The 24,177-nt window shown below is 38.7% G+C and carries 30 protein-coding genes, 1 tRNA gene and 1 pseudogene; 17 read left to right on the top strand and 15 right to left on the bottom strand.

The window, feature by feature from the left end; all coding sequences use genetic code 11:
- Positions 1 to 17 precede the first annotated feature (17 nt).
- Positions 18 to 1,268 (top strand): annotated as a pseudogene (locus tag WIW52_RS08820) (SLC13 family permease).
- Here the strand turns inward: WIW52_RS08820 and WIW52_RS08815 are convergent.
- The gene (locus tag WIW52_RS08815) at positions 1,216 to 2,352 is read right to left on the bottom strand and encodes an acyl-CoA dehydrogenase family protein (RefSeq protein ID WP_337709963.1); all 1,137 of its coding nucleotides are present in this window, start codon (positions 2,350 to 2,352) and stop codon (positions 1,216 to 1,218) included. The pseudogene WIW52_RS08820 and the gene WIW52_RS08815 sit on opposite strands and share 53 nt — an antisense overlap.
- 221 nt (positions 2,353 to 2,573) lie before the next feature.
- Here WIW52_RS08815 and WIW52_RS08810 point away from each other — a divergent pair, with 221 nt between their 5' ends.
- Complete coding sequence (locus tag WIW52_RS08810; RefSeq protein ID WP_337700533.1) at positions 2,574 to 3,245, top strand: A24 family peptidase C-terminal domain-containing protein; 672 nt, start codon at positions 2,574 to 2,576, stop codon at positions 3,243 to 3,245.
- A gap of 24 nt (positions 3,246 to 3,269) precedes the next feature.
- Here WIW52_RS08810 and WIW52_RS08805 read toward each other — a convergent pair whose 3' ends face one another.
- Together WIW52_RS08805 and WIW52_RS08800 are read right to left on the bottom strand one after the other, a co-directional pair.
- Positions 3,270 to 3,554: a hypothetical protein gene (locus WIW52_RS08805; RefSeq protein ID WP_337700311.1), complete on the bottom strand. Its 285-nt coding sequence runs from the start codon at positions 3,552 to 3,554 to the stop codon at positions 3,270 to 3,272.
- A gap of 254 nt (positions 3,555 to 3,808) precedes the next feature.
- Positions 3,809 to 3,898, bottom strand: a tRNA-Arg gene (locus WIW52_RS08800).
- A 188-nt stretch (positions 3,899 to 4,086) separates the two neighbouring features.
- On the opposite strand from WIW52_RS08800, the gene WIW52_RS08795 reads away from it, so the two are divergent.
- Positions 4,087 to 4,365 (top strand): hypothetical protein, encoded by a 279-nt coding sequence (locus WIW52_RS08795; RefSeq protein ID WP_337709961.1) that lies wholly within the window; start codon positions 4,087 to 4,089, stop codon positions 4,363 to 4,365.
- A 1-nt stretch (position 4,366) separates the two neighbouring features.
- On the opposite strand, the gene WIW52_RS08790 is transcribed toward WIW52_RS08795, so the two are convergent.
- The 9 genes from WIW52_RS08790 to WIW52_RS08750 all read right to left on the bottom strand — a co-directional run bounded on the left by WIW52_RS08790 (position 4,367) and on the right by WIW52_RS08750 (position 10,421).
- On the bottom strand, positions 4,367 to 4,702 hold the full coding sequence (locus WIW52_RS08790) for a transcription factor S (RefSeq protein WP_337709959.1): 336 nt from the start codon (positions 4,700 to 4,702) through the stop codon (positions 4,367 to 4,369).
- Positions 4,703 to 4,955: 253 nt separating this feature from the next.
- A complete protein-coding gene (locus WIW52_RS08785) occupies positions 4,956 to 5,240 on the bottom strand; it encodes a DNA-directed RNA polymerase subunit L (RefSeq protein ID WP_337700305.1) in 285 nt (94 codons plus the stop codon).
- The gene (locus WIW52_RS08780) at positions 5,230 to 5,796 is read right to left on the bottom strand and encodes an exosome complex RNA-binding protein Csl4 (RefSeq protein ID WP_337700531.1); all 567 of its coding nucleotides are present in this window, start codon (positions 5,794 to 5,796) and stop codon (positions 5,230 to 5,232) included. The genes WIW52_RS08785 and WIW52_RS08780 overlap by 11 nt, the downstream gene beginning before the upstream one ends.
- An 8-nt stretch (positions 5,797 to 5,804) precedes the next feature.
- A complete protein-coding gene (gene dph2, locus WIW52_RS08775; protein WP_337709957.1) occupies positions 5,805 to 6,806 on the bottom strand; it encodes a diphthamide biosynthesis enzyme Dph2 in 1,002 nt (333 codons plus the stop codon).
- Positions 6,803 to 7,333 (bottom strand): 50S ribosomal protein L16, encoded by a 531-nt coding sequence (locus WIW52_RS08770; RefSeq protein WP_337709955.1) that lies wholly within the window; start codon positions 7,331 to 7,333, stop codon positions 6,803 to 6,805. The genes dph2 and WIW52_RS08770 overlap by 4 nt, the downstream gene beginning before the upstream one ends.
- A gap of 45 nt (positions 7,334 to 7,378) precedes the next feature.
- Positions 7,379 to 7,627 (bottom strand): KEOPS complex subunit Pcc1, encoded by a 249-nt coding sequence (locus WIW52_RS08765; protein ID WP_337709954.1) that lies wholly within the window; start codon positions 7,625 to 7,627, stop codon positions 7,379 to 7,381.
- The gene (locus tag WIW52_RS08760) at positions 7,599 to 8,639 is read right to left on the bottom strand and encodes a single-stranded DNA exonuclease (protein ID WP_337709953.1); all 1,041 of its coding nucleotides are present in this window, start codon (positions 8,637 to 8,639) and stop codon (positions 7,599 to 7,601) included. The genes WIW52_RS08765 and WIW52_RS08760 overlap by 29 nt, the downstream gene beginning before the upstream one ends.
- Complete coding sequence (locus WIW52_RS08755; RefSeq protein ID WP_337709952.1) at positions 8,624 to 9,535, bottom strand: lysylphosphatidylglycerol synthase domain-containing protein; 912 nt, start codon at positions 9,533 to 9,535, stop codon at positions 8,624 to 8,626. The genes WIW52_RS08760 and WIW52_RS08755 overlap by 16 nt, the downstream gene beginning before the upstream one ends.
- A gap of 7 nt (positions 9,536 to 9,542) precedes the next feature.
- Positions 9,543 to 10,421 carry a HesA/MoeB/ThiF family protein gene (locus tag WIW52_RS08750; protein ID WP_337709951.1) on the bottom strand — a complete coding sequence of 293 codons (879 nt, stop codon included), beginning with the start codon at positions 10,419 to 10,421 and terminating at the stop codon, positions 9,543 to 9,545.
- 68 nt (positions 10,422 to 10,489) lie between these two features.
- Between WIW52_RS08750 and WIW52_RS08745 the strand changes: the two genes are divergently transcribed.
- The 10 genes from WIW52_RS08745 to WIW52_RS08700 are packed head-to-tail and all read left to right on the top strand — an operon-like array spanning position 10,490 to position 19,892.
- Complete coding sequence (locus tag WIW52_RS08745) at positions 10,490 to 11,311, top strand: transketolase (protein WP_337709949.1); 822 nt, start codon at positions 10,490 to 10,492, stop codon at positions 11,309 to 11,311.
- Positions 11,280 to 12,221, top strand: a complete 942-nt coding sequence (locus tag WIW52_RS08740; RefSeq protein ID WP_337709947.1) for a transketolase family protein — start codon at positions 11,280 to 11,282, stop codon at positions 12,219 to 12,221. Before WIW52_RS08745 ends, WIW52_RS08740 begins: the two co-directional genes overlap by 32 nt.
- On the top strand, positions 12,222 to 13,256 hold the full coding sequence (locus WIW52_RS08735; protein WP_337709945.1) for a chorismate mutase: 1,035 nt from the start codon (positions 12,222 to 12,224) through the stop codon (positions 13,254 to 13,256).
- Between the two features lies 1 nt (position 13,257).
- Positions 13,258 to 14,250 (top strand): 3-deoxy-7-phosphoheptulonate synthase, encoded by a 993-nt coding sequence (gene aroF, locus WIW52_RS08730; protein WP_337709943.1) that lies wholly within the window; start codon positions 13,258 to 13,260, stop codon positions 14,248 to 14,250.
- Complete coding sequence (aroB, locus tag WIW52_RS08725; protein ID WP_337709942.1) at positions 14,247 to 15,308, top strand: 3-dehydroquinate synthase; 1,062 nt, start codon at positions 14,247 to 14,249, stop codon at positions 15,306 to 15,308. Before aroF ends, aroB begins: the two co-directional genes overlap by 4 nt.
- Positions 15,296 to 16,087, top strand: a complete 792-nt coding sequence (locus tag WIW52_RS08720) for a shikimate dehydrogenase family protein (RefSeq protein ID WP_337709941.1) — start codon at positions 15,296 to 15,298, stop codon at positions 16,085 to 16,087. Before aroB ends, WIW52_RS08720 begins: the two co-directional genes overlap by 13 nt.
- Positions 16,065 to 17,237, top strand: a complete 1,173-nt coding sequence (gene aroC, locus WIW52_RS08715) for a chorismate synthase (protein ID WP_337709940.1) — start codon at positions 16,065 to 16,067, stop codon at positions 17,235 to 17,237. Before WIW52_RS08720 ends, aroC begins: the two co-directional genes overlap by 23 nt.
- Positions 17,210 to 18,022, top strand: coding sequence for a shikimate kinase (locus tag WIW52_RS08710; protein WP_337709939.1), 813 nt, complete (start codon positions 17,210 to 17,212; stop codon positions 18,020 to 18,022). The genes aroC and WIW52_RS08710 overlap by 28 nt, the downstream gene beginning before the upstream one ends.
- Positions 17,995 to 19,230: a 3-phosphoshikimate 1-carboxyvinyltransferase gene (gene aroA, locus WIW52_RS08705; RefSeq protein WP_337709938.1), complete on the top strand. Its 1,236-nt coding sequence runs from the start codon at positions 17,995 to 17,997 to the stop codon at positions 19,228 to 19,230. Before WIW52_RS08710 ends, aroA begins: the two co-directional genes overlap by 28 nt.
- Positions 19,227 to 19,892, top strand: a complete 666-nt coding sequence (locus tag WIW52_RS08700; protein ID WP_337709937.1) for a type I 3-dehydroquinate dehydratase — start codon at positions 19,227 to 19,229, stop codon at positions 19,890 to 19,892. Before aroA ends, WIW52_RS08700 begins: the two co-directional genes overlap by 4 nt.
- Here the strand turns inward: WIW52_RS08700 and WIW52_RS08695 are convergent.
- The gene (locus WIW52_RS08695) at positions 19,876 to 20,178 is read right to left on the bottom strand and encodes a Rieske (2Fe-2S) protein (RefSeq protein WP_337709936.1); all 303 of its coding nucleotides are present in this window, start codon (positions 20,176 to 20,178) and stop codon (positions 19,876 to 19,878) included. The genes WIW52_RS08700 and WIW52_RS08695 overlap by 17 nt on opposite strands.
- Positions 20,179 to 20,336: 158 nt before the next feature.
- On the opposite strand from WIW52_RS08695, the gene WIW52_RS08690 reads away from it, so the two are divergent.
- The 4 genes from WIW52_RS08690 to WIW52_RS08675 are packed head-to-tail and all read left to right on the top strand — an operon-like array spanning position 20,337 to position 23,332.
- A complete protein-coding gene (locus tag WIW52_RS08690; RefSeq protein ID WP_337709935.1) occupies positions 20,337 to 20,630 on the top strand; it encodes a hypothetical protein in 294 nt (97 codons plus the stop codon).
- Complete coding sequence (locus tag WIW52_RS08685) at positions 20,614 to 22,287, top strand: ATP-dependent DNA helicase (RefSeq protein ID WP_337709934.1); 1,674 nt, start codon at positions 20,614 to 20,616, stop codon at positions 22,285 to 22,287. Before WIW52_RS08690 ends, WIW52_RS08685 begins: the two co-directional genes overlap by 17 nt.
- The gene (locus tag WIW52_RS08680; RefSeq protein ID WP_337709933.1) at positions 22,284 to 23,081 is read left to right on the top strand and encodes a thioredoxin family protein; all 798 of its coding nucleotides are present in this window, start codon (positions 22,284 to 22,286) and stop codon (positions 23,079 to 23,081) included. The genes WIW52_RS08685 and WIW52_RS08680 overlap by 4 nt, the downstream gene beginning before the upstream one ends.
- A 23-nt stretch (positions 23,082 to 23,104) precedes the next feature.
- Entirely contained in the window at positions 23,105 to 23,332 is a 228-nt protein-coding gene (locus WIW52_RS08675; RefSeq protein ID WP_337709932.1) for a sulfurtransferase TusA family protein, read from the top strand.
- A 20-nt stretch (positions 23,333 to 23,352) separates the two neighbouring features.
- On the opposite strand, the gene WIW52_RS08670 is transcribed toward WIW52_RS08675, so the two are convergent.
- The gene (locus tag WIW52_RS08670; RefSeq protein WP_337709931.1) at positions 23,353 to 23,667 is read right to left on the bottom strand and encodes a hypothetical protein; all 315 of its coding nucleotides are present in this window, start codon (positions 23,665 to 23,667) and stop codon (positions 23,353 to 23,355) included.
- A gap of 17 nt (positions 23,668 to 23,684) precedes the next feature.
- The gene (locus WIW52_RS08665) at positions 23,685 to 23,999 is read right to left on the bottom strand and encodes a hypothetical protein (protein ID WP_337709930.1); all 315 of its coding nucleotides are present in this window, start codon (positions 23,997 to 23,999) and stop codon (positions 23,685 to 23,687) included.
- Positions 24,000 to 24,177 lie beyond the last annotated feature (178 nt).

The following is a 24,177-nucleotide window of genomic DNA, read 5'->3' as shown; positions in this document are numbered from 1 at the left end:
CGCCTTTCATATTTCATATGGAGTTTATAGCCCTCTTTATAGCGATTTTTACATATTTGATGATAGCACTAAGGAGTATTACGAAAATACCCCCTTGGGCGTCAATGTTCTTTGGTGGGGTATTAATGATTGTAACGGGAGTTATAAGTGTAGATCAAGCTTATTCTAGTATCAATCTAGATGTTATAATATTCCTTATAACTATTTTCACCTTTTCTTCAGCTCTTGAAATCTCGGGTTTCCTGAGATATTTAGCATATAAATTAGTAATGAAATATAGACAACCAAGGAAGATAATATTTTTTATATTTCTCTACTTAGGTCTCCTTTCTAACCTTGTGACCAATGACGGAGTTGCCTCAAGTTGGACTCCAGTCATGTTAGAAGCCTCTAAAGCTATGAATATGGACGAACTCCCTTTCTTATATACTCTGGCTTTCGGAGTAACAATTGGAAGCGTTATGATGCCAACGGGAAACCCTCAGAACTTACTTATCCTACTTGAGGCACATGTACCTTTTCTTAATATTTATAGGAATACTAATCGTCCCGACATTCGTTAACCTAATCTTATCTTATCTTGTTATCGTTTTCTTATTTAAGGATAAGTTAAAGAACGTCGTAATTGACGATATAGAACCGGTAGAAATTAAGGACAGAAGGCTGGCATACCAGTCATTAATATTGCTCATAATAACTGTACTACTCTTCCTCGCCTTAAGCGCATTGCGAATAGATATAGTTTTAGGCTCATTAGTTACCTCCTCCATTCTTCTCTTTATGAGCAAAGAGAGGAGAAGCATAATCCAAAGAATAGATTGGAGTACTATTCTCTTCTTTATTGGACTCTTTATATTCACAGAGGGACTCTTCCAAGGCGGAGTAATCAATCTACTTTACCGCTTCATTCCCCTCCAACAGATGTGCTGACTATAATGGTATCAAGTATAGCCTTGAGTCAGATCCTAAGTAACGTACCATTAGTAGCTATATACATACCAGAAATGCAACAACTAGGAGTTGCTAGTATAATAAACTGGTTAGCTTTAGCGGCAGGTAGTACTATAGCCGGAAATTTTACAATATTAGGAGCTGCTAGTAACGTGATTATATCAGAAGCGTCAGAAATAAGAGGAGGAAAAAGTTTCAATTTCTTTGAATTTATGAAATACGCGACTCCGGTGCTCTTGGTTAATTTCACAGTCCTCTACTTGTTTATTTCTTTGGCTGGAACAGCCTTGATACAGCTACTAGCTGCATCTCATTAGTACCTTCTGCGATCTCCATGATTTTAGCATCTCTATATAATCTCTCCACTTTAGACCCTCTGTTAAGACCGTGACCGCCAAATATATGAAGGGCTAGTCTCGTCACCTCCGTGGCAGTTACTGCAGCGTAATACTTAGCCATTGAAGCCTCTGTAAGTGCCTCTAATCCTTTATCAAACATTGAGGCAGCTCTCCAGGTTAGAAGCCTTGCAGCCTCAACTTTTATGTAAGCATCGGCTAGGTTAAAGCCGATCCACTCCTGCTCTATTATTGGCTTTCCGAACTGCTTTCGGGTCTGAGCCCTCTGGATTGCCTCATCTAAAGCTCCTCTTGCGATTCCCACAGCAATTCCTGCATATCCATTTCTTCCGATCATCAAAGCCTTTAAGGCTCCTCTGTACGCATCACCTTCTTTTCCTATTATACTGTCTTTCGGAATCCTAACGTTGTTGAACTTGACATATGACACACCAGCACCTCTGATACCCATTAGGTCGAGCTTATGAATTTCAACACCGGGCAATTTGGAGTCTACAAGAAGTAAGGATATTCCTTGTCTGTCTCCAGGATTTCCGCTAGTCCTAGCTAATACTACCATCTTTGTTGAGAACGATGCGGCACTAGTGAATATTTTCTCGCCGTTAAGGACAAGCTCATCTCCATCAGGCTTCGCCGTCGTTTGTAATGCACCTAGATCAGAACCGGCTTGTGGTTCTGTTAATGCTACGGCGTATATCTCCTTTGCCTTTATTCCTTTCTCTATCCATTCTTGAGCTGAATCCCCTCCTACTGAAATCAGGAGTTGTAAAGCGTTGTGTTGGGTATGTAGAGAATGGGAAGCACCTCCGCTCTCAGCTCCTAATTCCTCTGTAGCTATTGCGAATGCCACTTCCCCAAGACCGAGACCGCCATACTTTGTGGGCTCCTTAATGCCTAGTAAGTTCATTTCAGCTAAATCTTTCAGTATTTTATCTCCGCCTTCGTTGGTATCGTCCATATATTTAGCATATTCTCTAACAGTTTTCTGAGCATATTCTCTAATTTTATACCTATACTCTTCTAATTCCTTACTTAATTCAAACATGGCTATTTAGGTATAAAGAGTTTAAGTGATATAAAATTTTAGAGTGAATAAAATTAACGATATCTGACGTCTGTGCATTCGGATTAGAGTTAAATAGAGGGGATTATTATATGTAATCAGATGGGGTATCTAGCCCTCTGACTGCCTCGCAGAGGGCTGTGTGAGGAGGGCTTCCTGCCGTGAATATAATATACTTAATACAGGTAGTGTCAACGCTGGTAATGCTAATTCATACATCGATTCTAGACATCAAGACCAGGGAGGTAGACCTCAAGGTTTGGCTAATTTACTCGCCGTTAATACTATTCTTATATTTCGATTATAAGTTAGTTATACCCTTTCTCTACTTATACTCTGTCATAACCACTAACGTTATGATTTACGTGTTTTACAGACTGGCATTAATGGGAGGAGCTGATCTTTTCTTATCAGTTATACTTTCCTTAAGTAACGCCGTAGTCTATCCCTTTTTCTTTCCGAAACTCTCAGAAGAGGGAATAGAACCTTTAGTAATCCTTCTCTACGCCTCACTCTTGATAGGAATAACAGCCTTAGGTAATGTGATCAGAAATCTCGGTCATATAAATGGAGACCTACCATTTACCACCAAACTTAGCTTGATGATATCTGGAAAGAGGATTAAAGTTAGGGATTTTCTCAATTCTAAGTTTCTTTTCCCCCTAACACAGATCGATGAAAAAGGTAATGTCTCATTGAGGACAACTTTTTCTGTAGATGAAGACGATGCAGAGTGGAGGAAGAAATTTCAGGAATATGTGAATAAGGGAATAATTAAAGAAGATGACGAAATTTGGGTAATTTGGGGAGTCCCAGTTATTCCTTTCATATTAGCCGGGTATGTAATTAGTTTAATAATAGGTTTGCCGATTTAGGAGAAAAAGAGTTTAAAGAAAAAATCATATTTTTACTATGATATATATCATAATTAGACCTATTAAGCTCAGAATTGCTATCCCAAGTGAAGGGTAAACGTAAATAGGATTTGAATCCGAAGACCACATCATGAACGAGCCTAAAAGTAAGATTTGCTGAATAACCAGAATAATGCCTAATCCTAAAAGAACTGCTGTAAGTCTGCTCCTTACAGCACTTCTAGTAGATACTAACTCATACGATACCAGTAATGCTAAAATCAGCGATATAATTACAATACCAATGTTAACTATCCAAATGTGAAACATTACGTAAGTATTCTGATAGAGTTTCCTTTTAAGTTTTTACCAAAATTCAATTCTTTTGACCATATTATTAATTGATTATAGTGAAAATAATTCTTTTAAGAATTTTGCAAACTATATGTCTATTCTTAAATAGAAAATAATGGGTATGTATTTATATTCCTAAAATTAATTTAACTCTATTAAACGTTTACATTTACGCAATACTTAGTCGGTAAAAACGTTCATATTATGCGGTTTAAAATAGAGAGATATAGCGGACCCGCCGGGATTTGAACCCGGGACCACCGGCTCTCTTACCGGCCCCATAGAAGGCCGGCGCTCTATCCTGGCTGAGCTACGGGTCCAAGTTCATAATTCATGAGTCTCACATAACTTAAAGGTTTTTCGGTATATTATATGGTACAAATCAAAAACGTCCATCACTAGTTAACGAAAACAAGTTGAACTCTCCCGATTTAAGCCTTTAGTGATAATTAGTATCAGTAATATTCTTACCGTTCATTTATTATTCTTTTTATCGAATATTTATCACATGCCATGGATTTCAGCAAAATCAGCAGATAAATTGGTTTTCGGTCAAGTCATTAAACTAGAAATAGGGAAAGTAATGAGAATCGAAAGCTTTAAGGGAGACCATTGGGTAGAAATCACAAAGATCAGAGAAGACTCGTTCAATATAGTAGAAAGCGGATTTAAGAAGACGACTTACGAGAATGTATCGAAGGAAGACCTGAAAAACTTGTTGAAGAGAATTTTCGATGAGGAATTCCCTAGAAGTCATCAACTTAGAGTGTCAATTCACAGTAGTTAATTCACTCGTATTCACGCCATACTTTTCCACACTTGGTACACTTGTAAAATCTCGTAGGAGGCTCGTCAGCCCTTCTCGTCTGTAAAATCCAGAAATAAGCCTCGTCATTACCACAAGCAGGGCAAGAAATACCCTTAGTTATTTGTGCACCAGTAGGAGGAACGTCGCTCTCCAAGACCAACGTTTTCTCCTTGATAGAGTGCTTAACCGTCGTGGTTATCTTAACTGATTGTTGCCCCGCCACTTCCTCATGACCACACTTAGGACATCTGTAAAGAGTCTTTCCTCCATCTTTCTTAGGAACCATAATGGAGCCACATTTGGGACAGAACTTCATAATTCACCAATAGAAATACCTACTTACACCATAGTTTATTTAATTTTCTTCCAATTTGCTCAGCCAAAGAGTTACAAATTTCGACTTCTTCTCCGCTGTCAACAAAGGTTTTAACTTCCTCCTTAACACTTGATGAATTAAAGGAGTTAATAACCTCTTCTTTACTTTCTCCGAAAAATATTTTTTCTAGAAAAAACCTCTAAATACACATACAATATACAACTTGTCCTGATAAGACGAGACAACCGCTTTTCTAGTTTCCTTTTTCAATACTCTTAACCTCTTCAATGAACTTGTCAGCATAACTCTCGGCGAGTTCAATAGCCTTCTTCAAAGCCTCCCTTGGCTTTATAGTTCCGTCTGTCATTGTCTTTATTATTATACTGTCTATCAGAGGGTGAGGTTGTGTATAAGAGGCGAACTTTACTCCCGGTACCATTAAGAGCATACCCTTTAGTAGGTTGCCCAAAGTGTGATCCTCACCGTCTATTTGTACTTCTAAATACTCATCCGTTTCCTTAAGGATCTTAACTTCCACCTTTCTTCACCTGAAGTAGAGCTATTTTCCTAGACTCAATATTACCACAGTTGGGGCACCTTAAATGTTCTTCGTCATGTTTAGTCATTTTAGTACCGCATATCGAGCATTTAGCGTAAACAACACCCAGTTCCCTCTGTTTTAGAGTTAACGCTATAGGGATCGTGGAGTTCAAAGGCTTAGCCCTTATTATATCTCCGACCTTAACAGCTTCGGATATCGAGTTTAAGTACTTGTTAGTTATCTGAGAAATATGTAGGTAACCTGTAATAGACTCTGTCTGTTTGTCCTCAATACTGTAAATGTTTACTAGGGCTGAGTCTTCCTTAAGCCCAACTACAATTCCTAGCACATACTTAGCCTTTTTTATCATTACAATTCCAGGTCTCTTAAAGGTAATCGAATTTACCTTTCTATTTATCATATCGTAAAACGCTTTCCCAACAACACTGGAGTAGACCTTTCCGTCCTTGTCGTAAGTCCCCTCGCCTGGGACGAATTCTTCCAATACATTTAACTCGTCTCCCGGTAACAATAATTCTCCTTGCTTTCTCAACACTCACATCACCAAGGGAATATATATTTATCTAAATTACCAGATATAATCATTTTCGCTTCCCCCGGAGTTAAAACCGGTTTCTCGTAATCGTACAAATCGTCGATAGGAAGTCTAGGACAAGAAGTTACGACAAACGTATCGACCTCATTATTGTCTATGTTTCTCAGGGTGTCCTTACTCAAAGACCTATTTGTGATTACGAATACCTTATATCCTCTTTCTTTTAGTTTCTTTTCAAGGTACTTAACCATCAGAGGTCTGTTCTGACCGGTTTTCACTCCCTGAATTATAACCCACGTCTTTGCATCTAATGCTTTCATTATCTTTCCGTATCTGACCTTAAGGATTTTATAAACTTCACTAGTTAAGTCCTCATTTCTTCCGGTATAAGGATCAACCTTAATTACAGGCTTTCCAGTAGCAAGACCTACGCCTAAAGCGTGAAATAGTCCTCCTGAGATGTTGAGATATACGTCAGCCTCTACATTTAAAGCCGATTTATAATCACAGCCCAGTATTTGCCCGTCATACATAAAAGGAGAAGAGGGTTTTCCTACAAGCACATTAAATCCCTGAAGTTTTGTAGCCAGTTGCTTGATCAAGTGTACATGTTGTATGGTCGAAGTTATAGAGACTCTTCTCGCTTTATATTTTTCTTCAAGAAGGGACTTTAAGTTCGCTATTTGTTGGTCACTTATATAAAGATTACTTCTGACTTCGATGAACACGGTAGGGAACTTAGGGTAATACCAAGTATATGGTGTATGACCATAGTGAATTATTAGATCTACTTTAAGCGTAGTAGCCTCGTCTTCGGCTATATCACATGCTCCCCAACTGGGTTCAGTAGATATGAGAAATTCTATATTCGGTAATTTTTCTTTTAGCTGTTCAACCACTTGTAATGAAAAAGGTTTTAAGCCCTCCGGAAACTGAAGAAGAACTCTTTTTGCTCCTCTATTCTTTATTTCGTTTACGGTTTTCTCTATCTCAAAGTTATAATTCACTGTACTGGTGCCTCTTTCTTTAACGGCACGATCTCGATCTTAGTCCTAATGGATATTTTGGACTGTGCCATCTTTAATGCTTGTTTTGCTGTCTCTACGTGTTCCTTCTTAACTTTTACGAACATTATGAGGTCTCCTAACCTTTCTATTCTAGCTGCTGTACCTATGGGCTTTCCGAATGAAAGCCTCATACCGTCCTGCAATCTGTCCGCTCCTGCAAAGGCCATCATTTTGTTTTCCCTTAAAACATGGTGGGGATACTTAGTAACAACTAAATAGAAGTTCGTTTCTGAGGCTAATTTCTTCGTTAAATACTTTAACGCTAATACACGTGCAGCTTCTAAAGCGTTATGCCTTATTTGCCCTATCTCACTACTGACTAGTCTTAGTTCGTAATCGTAATCATTATTGGGATTACCCATAGTGAATTTTGTTATTTTAGGCATTGGTACTCCAGGTATGTACTCCTTTCTCGTATAAGCTGGGCCGGAGAAGTGCCTGTAACATCTTCCAGGTCTTAGTGGCATAATTACACACTGTCTATTACTAATTTAAAACTTTCCCTTGAATGTTTACCTTACCTTATTTAGGGTCTTCTCTACCAAGTTTATCTGCTGTATAATTTCGTCAGCCGTGTTCTTTAACGTCAAGATGTCTCTAGGTTTCTCTATATTCATTGACACAATAACGATTAAGTCATCATCAGTTGGCTCCACTTTTATTTCCATCCCTCTGGGAATATTTATGTTGTCCACATTAACTATTTTTGCCACATTATTAGGCTGCGAAGTCCTAATCCTTAGAGTTATACTTATCTTCAACTCTTATCAACCCTTCTTTTCCAGAATTAACGTAGAAATATCTGCTTGTAAATAAGCCCTCTTGAGTCTTTATAAGTATTGGTTTATCTCTTCTGACACGGCCTTGTTGTATGAATATTAGTTGAAGTAGTATCGGCGACCTCAGTGTTGAATTCACAACGTAATACTGTGTGGTCTCGGTTAATCCGCTTATTTTAAAACCCTTAGCCATGTCGTCCCTGAACTTAGTTATTAAAGTCTCGGCATAGTTCGGTGTATAAACGAGTTGAAATAGGTCTCCAATCCCTCTAACGTCTAAAAAGTACAAGGTCGTAAAGGCCAATTCTAAAGTATCGTACTCCATATAGTAAACTCTATCGGTTATCAGGTCTGTTCTATCGAATTTTGGATTAACCTTCATAACACTCGAAGCTATTCTCATCATAAGTGTGTTCAGTTTCGCCTCATCTAGATCCTCCAGTTTATCCGTAGCTTCGATTCCAAGTTCGTCTAACGCCTTTATTGTATCTTCTCTATTCCCAGTCATATCCGGTATATACGGATCTATGGACATTGTTAAAGATGAAAATAATGGCAAGTGTTTATAGTTAGGTATCTTAATATTTTTCTCTACTGAAACTCCTAAATTTTCCATTTGTGATAATACGTTACGTTCATATTCCGTCAAAGGTCTTCTTTCTAAGACTAATGACGAGAACATACCAGTAAGTATTGGAATTAAGTCATCTACTGATATGGGAAACAATGACGAAAATGAAGTTTGTCCTATGTTATACTGCTTGTCGAAAATAGTAATAACTCTACCAGAAGGGACAATTTCTAATTTTATAGGGCATTCTCCCCTGATGCTTAGAGCAAACTCATCACCTTCGCTATTTGCATACTTACTAATTAAAAACGAGAATATTATGGCGTCTGGGTTATAAGGAGCTTTAATACACCTTACCTTAGACGCTATGATTTCGCTCGTTATTTGTTTGTCTGGACTAGGCTCTTTTAGATAGTTTTCCAAACTTCCTTCACCTCTTTTCTGATCTCATCAATACTAATTTCCCTAACATAAACAAAGCCTAAAGAATATGATAGTAGCTCAAGAACTCTTATCTGGAGAACTAAGAGAGGAGGAACTATTGCGGTTAATGCAAGCTCAGATATCCCTGCCGCAGAAGGTATCGGTACTAATAAAGCGACTTGATAAGTAGTATTAATCAATAGTGATTCTATTAATGACCTTGAAACCAGATAAAAAGGCAAGGATTGTACTACATAGCTAAGAACTGTGAGAAACATCGACGATATAGTTAGGAAAGGGTTGCTTAACCTTTCTTTTATCTCACCCTTAGCGTTCAAGTAAGCGTCTTGTAAGGGCTTAAGATATTTAATAGAAAATATCTTTTGTTCTATTCTATTTAAGTTATAGTTCGATGTACCGTAAATATATCCTATCCCAAAGATCCAAAGTAAAACGTTTCCCAATGCTGTAAGAACCAAAATTATCTCGAAAGCTGAGAACTTAAACCAGATAAATACTAAGAACATTACCGCTATTACATTCACGTCATAAAATGATTCTAAAAGAGAGAGGGAAAACGCTATATCGATACTTACCCCTTTCCTGATATAAATTACAGCTCTGGCTAGATCAGGACCCATTGCTCCTGGAATTATAAGACTTACACTGTTTGCAAATATTCTTGCTTTAAACGCGGTATAGAAATCTATTCCTGTTATCCTCGAGTCCCTTAAAGAGACTATTAAAATTTGGGTGAGATAAGCCACAAAGAAGAATATCACGAAATAAGGATCCAACTTCAAGAATATATTTAGAATATCAATCTTGAATATTTCAGAATATACTCCTATGATTATGATTGGAAGAAGTATGACTAATACTAATTTTTTATCCACGCCTTCATTAGCGAGAAACTTTTTTAAAACATTTTCCGTCAGGATAACAAATAATAAATCCGTCCTTCACTTTCTCAGTTTTTACACCCTGATTTTTAGACATATATCCTTCGGAAGTTCTTAGTCTCTTTATACCACAGCTCACTTCAAGCCTTGAGTTAAGATACACATATTGGCCCTTTGAACAAGCTTCACATTGGCTGCTCCTTTCGATACGTATTCTATCTAGTCTAAGGCTCTTCATGTCCAGATAGTACAAATTTCCGTCAATTTCACCCATTAGATGTTTCAGCATTAATTGAACTTGCAGACTTGCGGTCACATCGATAACAGTATTTAAAGTGCCTATTGTCTCACAAGCGTTTGTATCCGCCTCATTTGCGTAGTTCATAAAGCAAGACAAACAAGATGTGACTTTGGGAACTATTAATTTTACTGACGAGTATTCTCCAATTACTCCACCGTAAATTAAGGGGATCCCAAGCTTTACGCATGCGTCATTTAAGACAAGTCTGTAGAATAAACTGTCCAGAGCATCAAATACATAGTCACTACCCTTTATTAACTCCTCTACGTTGGTTTGATCAACAACATCAATTGCTGCATCTATCTTTATACCTGAATTTATTTTAGCTAATCTATCCTTGCATACAAGAGCCTTAGGTTTTCCTACATCCTCTTCCGTGAAAAGCCTGGTTCTATGAAGATTACTAATTTCTACTATATCTGCATCAATAATTTTAATATAACCTACTCCCAGCCTTGTTAGGAGTTCAGCTAAGGCTGTGCCTAATGCTCCACAACCAACAATAGTAACCTTTAATCCAGCTAGCTTCTGCTGCACTTCAAAGCCTAATACTAGTATCTGCCTTGAGTATCTTTCCACACAATCTTGTATAACAAAGCTTATAATTAAGTGTTTGGAAGATGTGATGGGGGCTTGGTTTTGCACCAATGGAAAAAGGTGGAAGTGATGGAACTCCAATATCATTAGAGGAATTAAATAAGCTAAAGTCAATAGCCGAAAGAGCCAGAAGGAATGTAATAAGGATGCTGTTTTACGACCAGACAATCCATGTTGGTTCTTCACTGAGTAGTATAGAAATATTAACGACCTTGTTCTTCAGGTATCTAAGGGAAGGGAAAGATCCGATTAACCGAGACTGGTTAATACTAAGTAAAGGACATGCCGCTCCCGCATTATATGCGGTATTAGCTGAAAAGGGCTACATAAGCGAAGATGAGTTATGGAAAATTCAAGACATCTCAGGACTACTTCAAGGACACCCAGAAATCTTCATACCCGGTGTGGACATGGCTACCGGTAGCTTAGGTCAAGGCTTAAGCTTCGGAATAGGAGTTGCCCAAGGAATTAAAATGAAGGGAGGTACTGGGAGAGTTTTCGTAATAATGGGCGATGGTGAGCAAGACGAAGGTGAAATATGGGAAGCCATGACACATGCCGTTACGAGAAAGCTAGACAACTTAATTGCCTTCATAGAGATGAACGGGTTCCAGCTGGACGATTCAACGGGTAATGTAAAGCCTAAGGACTTCTTACCCGATGTCTGGAAAGCTGTCGGTTGGAAGACATTAAGTTGTGACGGACATGACTTCGTAAGTATAATAAACACAATAGATGAGGCACTTAAAATAAAAGCACCAGTAGTTATATTTGCAAAGACAGTAAGAGGAAAAGGTTTCCCAGTCATCGAAAACTCTAAGAGACAGAGGTCGAGCCCAGATGATGCAAGGAAGTTCCTACTCAATGCGTGATACTTTTGGTAAGTTATTAGCGGAGCTAGGAGAGAAGAACAAGGATATTGTAGTAATTTCTGCTGACGTAGGGGACTCTACAAGGGCAATGTACTTCAGGGAGAAATTCCCTGATAGATATTTCAACGTAGGTATTTCAGAGCAAGACATGATTAACTTTGCTGCGGGTCTATCTGCAGTAGGATTTAAACCGTTAATAGTAAACTTTTCCATGTTCGTAATGAGGGCGTGGGAGCAAATTAGGAACTCAGTAGCCAGAATGAACTTAGACGTAAAGATACTTGTAACTCACGCAGGTTATAGTGACAGCGGTGACGGATCGAGCCACCAGAGTTTAGAGGACATAGCATTGATGAGGGTTCTACCGAACATGAAGGTGATAGTGCCCGCTGATCCGGAGGATATAAAGAGAAGTTTGCCCGTAGTCGTTCAGGAACTGAGGGGACCTCTTTACTACCGTGTGGGCAGAGAATACTCGCCATCAATAACGACAGGAGTGGATTACGACTTCAAACTCGGTAAAGCGTACGTGCTTAGAGACGGAGATGATGTAGCTATAATGGGTGCTGGAGTCGTACTATGGGACGCATTAAAGGCTGCAGAAGAATTAGAAAAGATGGGTATAAGTGCTGCTGTAATCAACTTATTCTCTATAAAGCCGATAGACGAAGATACGATAGAATATTATGCGAGAAAAACCGGAAGAGTGGTAACAATAGAGGAACATAGCATATATGGTGGTATAGGTTCTGCTATAGCTGAAGTGTTAGCAAAAAGATATCCGACTAAGATGAGGTTTATAGGAGCCACCACTTTCGGCAGGAGTGCGAGAAGTCAAAGGGATCTCCTAGATTACTACGGAATCAATTATAAATCCGTCATAAGCGCTGTGCTGGAGCTAGTGAAATGAATGAGCACAGAGCTGGAAAAGCTGAGAAAGGAGATAGAAGATATTGACAATCAGATACTAGAGTTATTACACAGAAGGCTTAAGGTCTCTGCGAAGATAGGAGAAATTAAGAGGAGGACAGGGAAAGAAGTTACAGACTCAAAAAGAGAGGAATATGTTAAGACTTATTGGCTCGAAAAGGCAAGGTATTTGGGAATACCAGAGTCAATGGTAAATCTTATTTTACCTATTTTATTCTCTTATTCTAAACTTTATCAAATTTCCCCCGGGAAAAAGAAGAAAGTCGTAATAGTGGGATACGGGGGGATGTCACGCTCACTTACTTCACTTCTCACCCTCGCCGGTCACAATGTTGTTATAACGGGAAGGAATTCAAAAAAAGCTGAATCGTTGTCAAGACAATTCAACGCAGTATTCATGGAACCAGAACAAGCACTTAATTGGGGGGAATACATAATTCTAGCCCTCTCTCCTTCCGCAGTAGATTACATTTCATCACTCCTTAGTAAAATACCTCAAGGAAAGGTCGTCATGGATATATTTTCCTCTAAAGTGAGTACTTTCAAACAGCTCGAAGAAATGTCCGTAAAGAACGGCTTTAAGTTCGTGTCAACCCACCCGCTATTCGGACCCATATTATACCCTATTGGTGAGAGGATTGCAATCATACCCTCAGCTACTTCAGGAGACATAACTGAAATAGTAGAATTCTGGAGGGACGTAGGACTTCAACCTGTAGTCACTACAGTTGAAGAACACGAGAAGGCTATGGCTATAATTCAAGTCCTCACCCACTTTTTCATTTTGGGTTTAAATAAGGCTATTCCGAGCCTTCAAAAGGAGCTTGAGATAAGTGATAACCTTCTGAAAGAATTACAAACAACTAATTTTAGGGAAGTATCAAAGATACTCGCTAGGATGAGCGAGTTATACCCAGTGATTATAGAAATACAAAAGAGTAACCCTTATGCTTATAAGGCTAGAGAAATAGGGATTATGAAGCTAAAACAAGTTAAAGACGAGCTAGGTGAGTAGATTGTTATTTATCCTAAAACAAGGAGTAGATTATTCTACACTAAACGAGAAGTTAAAGGAGTCATCAGCTTCTTATAAATTCCTTGATCTATACGGGAAAAAAATAGTAATAGCGTGGCCCGACGCGTATGTTGAAAATATCAAAGATCCGTCTATAGAAGTATCCGTAAAGCCCAAGAGACCTTTCCAATTGGCCAGTAATGAGTGGAAAAAAGAACCAACGGAAGTTGATATCAATGGAGTAAAGATAGGAGGAAATAAGGTTGTAGTAGCTGCAGGTCCTTGTGCTGTAGAAGATGAAGAACAAGTACTAACCGTAGCCAAAGCTGTGAAGAGAGCCGGAGCCTCAATACTTAGGGGAGGAGCCTTTAAACCGAGGACTAGCCCTTACTCCTTCCAAGGTCTCGGTGAAAAGGGTCTTCAGATATTAAGAAAAGTAGGAGACGAGGTAGGTTTACCCATAGTATCTGAAATAATGGACACCAGACAAATAGATATGTTCAAGAAATACGTCGACATGCTTCAAATCGGGGCAAGAAACGCCCAAAACTTTGACTTGCTAAAGGTAGCTGGACAATCTGGGTTGCCAGTTCTTCTTAAGAGAGGGATGGGTAACACAGTCGAAGAGTGGATATTGACTTCAGAATACATACTTTCGGAAGGAAATGGGAACGTCGTTCTTTGTGAGAGGGGGATCAGAACTTTTGAAAAAGCCACAAGATTTACTATGGACATAGGTGGAATGGTAGCAGCTAAATTACAGACCCATCTACCTATATGTGCTGACCCCAGCCATCCTGCTGGGAAGAGAGAACTGGTTCACTCCCTCGCATTAGCGGCAGTTGCAGCTGGGGCAGACATGTTATTAATAGAAGTCCATCCTCATCCCGAGAAAGCTTTTAGTGACTCAGAGCAACAGTTAACCCCTGAATCCTTTGAGGTCTTAATGAATAGAATTAAGGCGTTAACTAACGCTCTGGGTAGAACTGCATGATTAAAATAAGTGAAGATTTTTGCAACACGACTACCCATGTCATAATCGGTAAGGGTTCAGTTTCATCTCTTTCCGAAATAATAGGAGACAAGAAAGTTGCGTTATATTACTCGAGAAAGCTAAACGTTGACAAGATCAAACAAAGTTTGAAGAGTTATTACGAATTCCCCATGGAGGACGGTGAGGAAGCTAAAGATATATTATACTCATTAAAATTAGTAAGAGAACTATTCGAGAAGGGATTCGACAGAGGAGATTATGTAATTGCAGTAGGAGGAGGGACAGTAACAGACGTAGTAGGCTTCATAGCATCTATATACATGAGGGGATTAAACCTAATTAATATACCAACCACGTTGCTGGGTATGGTAGATGCTGCAATAGGAGGTAAAACCGGTGTTAATTTTGAGAACGTTAAGAACGTATTGGGAACGTTTTACCAACCATCCTTTATAATCTCCGACATAGACTTTCTTGAGACACTTCCTCTAGAGGAAATAAAGAAGGGTATAGCTGAAGTAATCAAATACGGCTTGGTGCTAGACAAGGAGCTTTACAATTATTTAGTTATGCATAAGGATGAAATATACAGAAAAAAACCTGAAGCTTTGGAGACTGTGGTATATAAATCCGCATTAAATAAACTAGCAGTAGTAAAGGAGGACGAAAGAGAGACTAAAGGCATTAGGATAGTCCTGAACTTCGGTCATACAATTGGTCACGCTATTGAAGCCGGATCCAACTTCAGGATTTCTCACGGTTATGCCATATCAGTAGGAATGGTATGTGAGGCGAAGATAGCTGAGGAAATGGGATATGCAGAGGAAGGAGTTGTAGAAGACACTACATGGATATTATCCCATTACGAATTACCTATAACAGTAGACTCATTGAAGGAAAATATAGACCTCAGGATAGCACTGGAAGCTTTGACCAAAGACAAAAAAGTCAGGGGAGACAAAGTCCTTATGCCTTTTCCGACTAGAATAGGCGACTGGAAAAGAATAGAAGTACCGGTAGAAACTCTGAAGGGGTTTGCGGAACAATGCTTGAAATAAATTATTATACTAAACTACTAGGTGTAGTAGGAGAAAATATACCTTACACCTTATCACCCTCAATACATAATTACGTGTTTCAAAAACTTGAGATAAATGCTGTTTACCTCGTGTTTGATATTAAGAAAGAGAAGTTTCACGCTACTTTCCCCGGTTTACTTAACATAAGCTATGGGTTAAATATAACAATTCCCTATAAAGAGGAGGCGTTAAGATACGTAAGACCAGAAAAAGAGGCGGAAATGATAGGAGCTGTAAACACAATTTTTGAGGGAAAAGGGTACAACACGGATTATATAGCCTTGAACACGTTAATAAGAGAGAAAGTAGACGTAAACGAGATTAAAGTATGCACTGTATTCGGTGCTGGTGGAGCGGCTAGGGCAGTAATATACTCCTTACTTAATGCTGGTTGTGAGGTATTCGTGATCAACAGAAGCACAGAGAGGGCTGAGAGATTGAGGGAAGAGGTATCTCAGAAGGGATTCAGTATTAAGATCGCAGGGGAATGTCCTAAAAGCGACGTAGTTGTAAATACAACTCCCGACCCTAACTTCGTATCTGATGAGTGTGTTCAGGGAAAGTTAGCGATAGATTTCGTATACAAACCTGTAAAGACCTCGTTGATAATCAGGGCTGAAAAAAGAGGTATAAATACTATAAACGGGATCGAAATTCTTGTAGAGCAAGCTTTAGAGGCCGATAAAATTTGGTTCGGCAAAAGGTTAGATAGAAATGAAGTAATGGGGTATTTATATGCCAGGCAGCTCGTTCGGTGAAATGTTCAGAATAACTACATTTGGAGAGAGCCACGGTCCTGAAGTAGGAGTGGTTATTGATGGAGTCCCTGCAGGGCTATACTTGAGTAAAGATGACATACAGTTTGAACTCCTCTTCAGGAGACCAGGCAGACAATATGTAACCGGTAGACGTGAGAAAGACGAACCTGAGATCGTAAGTGGAATATATAACGGGAGGACTACGGGGGCACCGATAGCAATAATAGTAAAGAACTCAGACGTTATCTCGTCACTATACGAGGAAATAAAATATAAACCGAGACCGGGACACGCGGATTTACCTTACATTATGAAATACGGTTATGAAAACTGGGATTATAGAGGGGGCGGGAGGGCGAGTGCGAGAGAGACCGTTAGTAGAGTAGCCGCCGGTGCTATAGCTAAAAAGTTGTTAATGCTTACTGACACGGTAATTGCTGGACACTTAAAGGGTCTGGGACCTATAGAGTTAAACGAAGACGTTACCTTCGAGGAGATCCTTTGCTCAAAGTACAGCCCCGTCAGGGCCAGTAAAAAGTGGTTGGAGGAAAAGTTCGAAGAACTCATCAAACAAGCTACAGTAGAGGGAGATAGTTGGGGAGGAATTGCCGAAATTGTGGTCAAAAACCCACCATCGGGCTTAGGTGAACCCGTTTTCGACAAACTAAAAGCCGACTTAGCTAAAGCCGTACTCTCAATTCCTGCTGTTACAGGTTTTGAATACGGACTTGGCTTTAAGGCAGGAAGAATGAGAGGTAGTGAAGCCAATGACGAAATTATCGTTAAGGACGGAAGACTCAGGTGGAAAAACAATACTTCAGGAGGGATCTTAGGCGGACTGTCTAACGGAGAAGACATAATATTACGTTGTGCTTTTAAGCCTACAAGCTCTATAAGAAAACCCCAGAAAACGGTAGATCTGAGGACTTACGAAGAGACTACGATATCTGTAATAGGTAGACATGACCCTGCAGTAGCAATTAGGGGGGTCTCAGTAGCTGAGGCGATGGTAGCCCTAGTCTTAGTAGACCATGCGATGAGAGCTGAATATATACCTACAGTAAAACTAACTGAGGAGCAAGCGAAAGTTATAGAGGAAAGGTGGAGGAGGTACGTTGAGTCATGCAAGCCTATGCAGGGGTCTCAGTAGTTAACGCACTTCCAAGTTGGTACGGCTCATCAATGGCTATAAACGTTAAGGTTGACGTTAAAATAAGAGAGAGCAAGGAGTGTGCTACACATCCTTCTCAGCTGGTAAACGAGATTGTGTTGTATTTCAGAGAGAACTATAATATACCATGCATTGAAGTGGAGATTAATTCCGAGATACCCCCGAAGAGCGGACTAAAAAGTAGTAGTGCTGTATCCTCTGCGTTAATAGGGGAAATCGCAGAAAAATTCCAGTTACCTGTAAAAGCTTGGGATGTACCTGTTCTCTCCGCAATTCTGTCTCTGAAGTCCCGTGTTTCGTATACTGGCGCGTTGGACGACGCTTCAGCTTCGTACTTTGGTGGAGTATCTTATACGTACAATAAGGAATTTAAAATAATCGACATGAAAGAGCCTCCTTCAGAGATCTCGATCATAGTCATACCCAGAGGAAAGAGATCTGTGTCAGTTGATATGACTAAGCTTAGAAAATTCGAGCCCCTCTTTAAGGAGATCTTTACCCTAGCCAGACATGATGTAATTACGGCTATGAAACTTAACGGGCTGGCTGTGGGAATAATTATGGGGTACGACCTTACTTTAGCGAATGAAGCCCTGAAAAAAGGTGCATTGGCAGCCGGAATTTCAGGAAACGGACCTTCCATGTTTGCTGTAACTAAGATAGGTAATGAAGGAGTTATTTTAGACCTGTTCGAAAAACAAGCCGAGAAACCTATTGTAGTCCAACCGGTGGGACTATGCGAGCAGAGATTAAGAAATCGATAATAAGAGGGAAAGTAAAAGCCCCTACGTCAAAGAGTTTCGGCATTAGACTAATTCTTTATTCATTATTAGCAAATGTCAAGTTAAAAAACGTCTCAGAACCTTCGGACGACATTCAAATTGCAAGAGAAGTTGTTAAAGAGCTAGGTATAAGTGAGAAAGGAGAGTTTCAGTTCACATCAAACAAATCAGAATTGAAAGTGCCATCGTCATTATACTTTGGAGGTTCGGCGACGACACTGAGAATGATAATACCAATACTAGCAATATTAGGAGGGAAAGCCCTCTTAGACGGTGATACAAGTTTAAGAAGGAGACCGCTTAACGCTATTATCGAAGCATTAAAACCTTACGTCACTTTCTCCTCCACTAACTTACCTACGGTAATAGAGGGAAAGCTTAACACTGATCACGTTACAATTAGCGGAAGTGAAAGTAGCCAGTATATATCTGGGTTCATATACGCATTTTCTCTGAAGGGTGGGGGAGAGATAGAAATTATCCCGCCGGTCTCGTCTAAGAGTTACATAAACATGACAATCGACCTCATTAACTCCTTAGGCGGCAGAGTTACGATGAAGGGGAACAAAATAATAGTTGAGGAGGGAGAGTTTATGGAATACGAAGGCGAAATACCCGGGGATTACGCCCTTTCCTCTTTTTACGCCATCGCCTCAGTCGTTACCGGGGGAGAGATAGATATAAGCAACCTTTATCCAATACCCTACTACGAGGGTGATCACAGCATAGTAAAGATACTAAAAGACATGGGAGTGAGGACTGTAGTTGAGGATGGTTCGTGGAGTGTGAGAGGAGCAGAAAAGTTAAGAGGGATAAGAATTAACGTTGACGATTTCCCAGACTTAGCACCCTCAATAGCGTCTATAGCTCCCTTCGCTGGGAGTGAAACCGTGATAGAGGGAATTAAGAGGTTGAAGACGAAAGAGAGTGACAGGATCCAGTCTATCACTTCAACTCTGAAAAGTTTCTCCGTTAACGTTGAAAGTGACGACCAGAAAATGGTGATTTACCCCTCTGACGTTAAGGAGGGTCATATAGAATGTCCAAACGACCATAGAATTGCGATGTTAGCTGGAGTTCTTTCACTAACTTCAGGAGGAACGGTCTCCAAGGCTGAGTGTGTAAGTAAAAGTAACCCCTATTTCTGGAAAGACTTAATTTACTTAGGAGCTAATATTAAACTAGAATGACATGCGTAGTAGCGTCTTTACCGGTTAGAAGTATAGCGGAGTTAAACGAGAGGATGAAGAGGTTAAGGGACACAGACCTGATAGAGTTAAGGTTGGATTATATGCACGAATTACCACCAGTTGATGAATTCATTAAAAAAGTGGAGGACTTCAGAGATAAAATTATAGTTACCGTAAGAGATGTAAACGAGGGAGGAGTCAATAAAATATCCGTATCTTCGAAAGCAGATTTCCTAAAAGTGCTTTACAAAGAGGGCATTATTTACGACGTAGAGGTCAGGTTCCTAAAAAGAAATATTGTACCTTACGAGAATGTGATAGTATCGATCCACTATTTTGACTATCTTCCCACCTTTGAAGAAGTGAGAAATAACTTGTCACCTTATGCAAATAGAGCCCTAGTGAAACTAGCTGTAATTGGGACTGGAAAATATAAGCAACTCTTAGCCAAGGTCTTGGAGGAGTTTCCAAATTCAGCTGTAATGCCAATGAGTGTTAACCCGTTAGAGAGGATAGCCTTCAGTATCCTGGGTTCAAAACTTATATATGCCCATACAGGTGAGGAAACAGCTAAAGGCCAAATGTATTATAAGGATGTTAAAAACATCCTTTCTTATTTCAACGTTGAATGTGAGAAACTGTTCCCTAATCCTCGACGATGATGTCTTCCTTTTCCACTGTCACCCTATAAGTCTTTATAGGTTTTTTGGTAGCTCCCTTAATTGCCTTTCCGTCTACAAGGGAAAAATGAGTAAAGTGACACTGGCACACTAGTTCTTCCCTTATCACTACACCGACCTTACTTAGGTCGCATCCTAGATGAGGACACTTACTGTCAACAGCGTAAAATCTATCTGCACCTAAGTATACGATAAGTAGCTCTTTATCGTTAACCTTTATTTTTCTTCTGTCTCCCGGTCTAAAATCAGACTTAGGGATCCTAATCATCGAATCCAATAATTTTTAAAAGATTTAAGACTAATCATACACAATCTCTAAGTCTACGGCTCAATTTGTGATATTTTTATATAGTTTGTCATATCCTATATACGATTAGTTTATAATGTTAAAATGCTATATACATAATAGTAAAGAGGTGTGAATAAATGAATACAACTATTGAGGAAAGAATTGCTAACAAAGTAGATTATAGGCTAATAGAGATAAATAATATTTCCCCGTCAGCTGAAGTACAAGCTATAATAATAACGTCGAGACCGCCATCCTCTGATGTAGTTGAGGACGTTAAAAGGGTAGTTCACATTATAGCCGTGTTTCCGTTCTTATCTACCATAAAAGTCAAGGGCAAGGTAAGAGACGTATTATCACTTACTGAGAAGGATTACGTTAAATATATAATGCTAGAGGAGATATTAGCTAAAATTGAGGAGTTTTTCTAACATAGAGCTGAGAGAGTGGCAAAAGAAACTAAAAGAAAAAATTAAGAGTGCCATTAACACCAATAAGCTGGTATTTTTAAACTCTCCCACAGGTAGTGGAAAGACATTATTTTCTCTTTTAGTGGGACTTGAAACAAAAGGTAAGGTTCTTTTCTTAGTAAGAACGCACAACGAATATAACCCTGTTTTCAGGGATTTCCTGAAAATTAACACTGATAATGCTCTGAAATTCTCATTCCTCATGGGGAAACCTACTGCTTGTTTATTTTCCGAAGGGGATGCAAGCACAGATGATATAAACTGTAACTTATGCAGTTTTAAAACGTCTATTATAGATCTAGAAGTGGAAAAATATCCCAATGAATTTGTTAAGGAGTTAAAAAAACAAGGTATTGAAAAAGGATTTTGCCCTTATTTCTCTCTTTTTAACGACATAGGTAAAGCCGACGTGATAGTCCTTACATATCCTTACTTTTTCATAGACAGGTTCAGGGAATCCCTAGGTATAGAATTTGAGGATTATCTGATAGTAGTGGATGAAGCTCATAATGTCGAAAAAATAGGGGATTTTGAGGAAAGAACACTCTCAAGCCATTTACTCGATATGGCCATAAAACAAGCCAAAAATGAGTTTGTAAAGTTCATATTGCAGAGAGTAAAGGAGGAGTTGGTTAGAATAGCTTCTAATGTAGAGAGTTATATTAGAGCGAATGAGATTCCTGAAATCTCAGAGGATGAAATAGAAGTTCTCAAAGAGGAGTATGAGGAACTGAGAGAGCAAATGATAAAGGAGAGGAAAATAAAAAGGATATATTTAGGTTCTGTAATTAAATTCTACGAAAGCTACAAAGATGGTGAAGGACTAGTACCTTTTATTCATAAAAATAAAATAGTTTTGAAGAGCATTGATATATCAAATTTCTTACAAATACTAAACGATAATGACCTAACATTTCTATTAATGTCTGGAACTCTCCCACCTGAAGATTACATCAAAAAGATCTGGAATATAACAAGGAGTTTAATTTATATTAACGTCGAGAGGGAAATTAAGGAAAAAGTGTCTGGTGATTATGAATGTATTTTAGCAATCGATGTAACTTCTAAATACGATAGTAGAGGAGACGTAATGTGGAAAAAATATGGAGATTACTTGCTAAAAGTGTATTATCAAGCAAAGGCTCACGTGTTATCTGTGTTTCCCTCATATGAGATAATGAATAGGGTAATGGAGTTTATACAAGTGCCAAAATACTTAGAAGATGAGGACTCCGAAATAGAGACATTATATTCGTTTGTAAAAAAATTCAACAAGGTTATAATAGGGGCAGTAGGTAGGGGGAAACTGACGGAAGGGGTAGAACTGGTGAAAGACGGGAGGAGTTTGATCAGCGACGTTGTGATAGTGGGAATTCCATATCCGCCTCCAGACGATTATACGAAGTTAGTTGCTCAAAAAATATCGGAAAGGCTAGGAATAAAAAGTGATGAGTACCTCTATAAAATCCCCACATTAATGACTGTGAGACAATCCATAGGAAGGGGGATTAGAGGAATTAATGATCATGTAAAAGTATGGCTCTTAGACAGAAGGTTCGATAGCTTATGGTGGAAGAAAAACCTAAATTGCTTCAATCCAAAAAAGACTCGATTATGAAAGTAGAAATCTTTACGCACAAGACCTGCACTGAATGTAACTTACTGTTAGAATATCTAGAGAAAGAAGGACTATTAGGCAAAGTAATAGTAATTGATACACAACTTTATCCCTTCATAGCTTTGGAAAGGGGAGTGATATCTACTCCTTCGGTTTTCATAGACGGGAAATTAGTGTATGCAGGTGTAGTGGATTTTGAGGAACTGGCTAAGATGATAAGAGAAGGTAAAGTAGTTACTCAACAAATCGATAAAGACAAGCTCGTGGACAAACTGATGACCGGTATAGTCAACTCTTTTGCTGCAACTGCATGGCTATTTGTGAATAGAGATTTCGACGCTTTTATGGCTCAAAAAGACTTCGTGTACGCTGTTACAGGCCTCTCGCTCACTGATGAAAACATTGCTTCTGAAATGTACAATTACTTACGTAACGTGATGGTAAAGGAAGGGGAGTATTATATGGATAAATGGAAAGAACAGTTCTTTAGAGTTATATCTGCTAATTTCATCCGTGAACTGTACTATTTATACCGAAGAAAATTGACTTCTGAAGAGATAACTAAAAAATATCCAGTAGAAGTATTCGCCCACTGGCTAATGGTTAGGGGAGGGACTGTAGGAAGAGTAGGACTGAGGATTCATCCCTTGAATGAGGAAGATACCATGAAGAGGATCAGTGAGGCTTATACTTATATGCTATTGAATGCGGAAAAGTTATGGTCCAAGGTTATGAGCGAGGATGAACTTTTATCAAAATCTAACAGAGAAGAAGTTAGATTCATAAGTTTTTAAACTATAATTATTTAATGTTATTTATGACACAAGAAATAAAATTGGATTTAAGAGGAAAATCTTGTGAAGAATTTATATTGGAGATCTCTAAAATTTTAGTTGCTATGAAACCAGGTGATGTATTAAATATAGTCGCTGATCAAGACAGAGTACTTTGTACACACCAGTTGTTAAGAAATGCTAGAAATTTTCTATATAAAGGTGACATAGTTGATGATCATGCTGAAATAAGCATAAGGAGATTGAGATAAAAGAGTAATGAGTTTAAAAATTATTCCCCGTGGATTCCGTTTCTTAATATAATTTTGTTACCTTCAAGTTTAGCATCAACTCTTCTATTATTTAGAGCTTTCAGTAAGAAGTCTGCGTATTTCTGGTTTATTCCTAATTCTTCCAATTCTACAACGTCTTTCTGCTTAATTTGAGGAAGTATTGCATCTATTATTTCTTCTAATTGCAGGATTACATCTCTTTCTCTCACGTATTCCATTATCCGTTCTATGTTGATTAAAGAGCCGTGAAGCCTATTTACTTTTTCACAATAAGGTGTATATGCTGACTGGAAAGTTATAACCAATTCATTCATTATTTCTTCAAGACTCTTCAGTTCAGGGGTAGAGAACCTAGTGAATATATCCTTAAAAGTACTATAAGACATTCATAACTAAGATAAGATCGCTTAGTGAATCTTTCTAAAACTTTCGACGATTGTACTAGCTCATTTATTGTAAACTGTTGCAAAGGCAGAGTAGCGATATCTTTCTTTAGCTCAAACGTATCCGGTGTTGTTAGTAAAATTCCACTTATTTCAGTAGCTTTACTGAGACAAAGGTTCAGCTTAGTATTTATGTCTTTTATATCTATGCTCTCGACTTTTTCTATTATACTTTCCTTATTGATGACTTTAACCTTTTGCATATAGATTCCAAGAGTCCTAGACAAGTTATCTATTAAGTTATTTACTATATTAGTAGCGAGTGTGGAGATAGTGTCGTCATTAAGTTACAAATTCTGGGATTAACCTTCTCTCCCACAAGACTAGGGCTATGGAGTACATCATGCTGCGAATGCTCCTATTTACTGCCTTCGTTGCCCT

It is taken from the genome of Stygiolobus sp. RP850M, assembly GCF_037389295.1.
Classification (GTDB): domain Archaea; phylum Thermoproteota; class Thermoprotei_A; order Sulfolobales; family Sulfolobaceae; genus Stygiolobus.
This window is presented reverse-complemented; position numbering and strand designations above follow the sequence as displayed.

Bases quoted from the DNA above. Each gene is read 5' to 3' on its own strand.
- WIW52_RS08815 (WP_337709963.1), bottom strand. From the start codon at position 2,352: ATGTTTGAATTAAGTAAGGAATTAGAAGAGTATAGGTATAAAATTAGA.
- WIW52_RS08810 (WP_337700533.1), top strand. From the start codon at position 2,574: ATGCTAATTCATACATCGATTCTAGACATCAAGACCAGGGAGGTAGAC.
- WIW52_RS08805 (WP_337700311.1), bottom strand. From the start codon at position 3,554: ATGTTTCACATTTGGATAGTTAACATTGGTATTGTAATTATATCGCTG.
- WIW52_RS08795 (WP_337709961.1), top strand. From the start codon at position 4,087: ATGCCATGGATTTCAGCAAAATCAGCAGATAAATTGGTTTTCGGTCAA.
- WIW52_RS08790 (WP_337709959.1), bottom strand. From the start codon at position 4,702: ATGAAGTTCTGTCCCAAATGTGGCTCCATTATGGTTCCTAAGAAAGAT.
- WIW52_RS08770 (WP_337709955.1), bottom strand. From the start codon at position 7,333: ATGCCACTAAGACCTGGAAGATGTTACAGGCACTTCTCCGGCCCAGCT.
- WIW52_RS08745 (WP_337709949.1), top strand. From the start codon at position 10,490: ATGGAAAAAGGTGGAAGTGATGGAACTCCAATATCATTAGAGGAATTA.
- WIW52_RS08740 (WP_337709947.1), top strand. From the start codon at position 11,280: ATGATGCAAGGAAGTTCCTACTCAATGCGTGATACTTTTGGTAAGTTA.
- WIW52_RS08735 (WP_337709945.1), top strand. From the start codon at position 12,222: ATGAGCACAGAGCTGGAAAAGCTGAGAAAGGAGATAGAAGATATTGAC.
- aroB (WP_337709942.1), top strand. From the start codon at position 14,247: ATGATTAAAATAAGTGAAGATTTTTGCAACACGACTACCCATGTCATA.
- WIW52_RS08720 (WP_337709941.1), top strand. From the start codon at position 15,296: ATGCTTGAAATAAATTATTATACTAAACTACTAGGTGTAGTAGGAGAA.
- aroC (WP_337709940.1), top strand. From the start codon at position 16,065: ATGCCAGGCAGCTCGTTCGGTGAAATGTTCAGAATAACTACATTTGGA.
- WIW52_RS08710 (WP_337709939.1), top strand. From the start codon at position 17,210: ATGCAAGCCTATGCAGGGGTCTCAGTAGTTAACGCACTTCCAAGTTGG.
- aroA (WP_337709938.1), top strand. From the start codon at position 17,995: ATGCGAGCAGAGATTAAGAAATCGATAATAAGAGGGAAAGTAAAAGCC.
- WIW52_RS08700 (WP_337709937.1), top strand. From the start codon at position 19,227: ATGACATGCGTAGTAGCGTCTTTACCGGTTAGAAGTATAGCGGAGTTA.
- WIW52_RS08695 (WP_337709936.1), bottom strand. From the start codon at position 20,178: ATGATTAGGATCCCTAAGTCTGATTTTAGACCGGGAGACAGAAGAAAA.
- WIW52_RS08690 (WP_337709935.1), top strand. From the start codon at position 20,337: ATGAATACAACTATTGAGGAAAGAATTGCTAACAAAGTAGATTATAGG.
- WIW52_RS08680 (WP_337709933.1), top strand. From the start codon at position 22,284: ATGAAAGTAGAAATCTTTACGCACAAGACCTGCACTGAATGTAACTTA.
- WIW52_RS08675 (WP_337709932.1), top strand. From the start codon at position 23,105: ATGACACAAGAAATAAAATTGGATTTAAGAGGAAAATCTTGTGAAGAA.
- WIW52_RS08670 (WP_337709931.1), bottom strand. From the start codon at position 23,667: ATGAATGAATTGGTTATAACTTTCCAGTCAGCATATACACCTTATTGT.
- WIW52_RS08665 (WP_337709930.1), bottom strand. From the start codon at position 23,999: ATGCAAAAGGTTAAAGTCATCAATAAGGAAAGTATAATAGAAAAAGTC.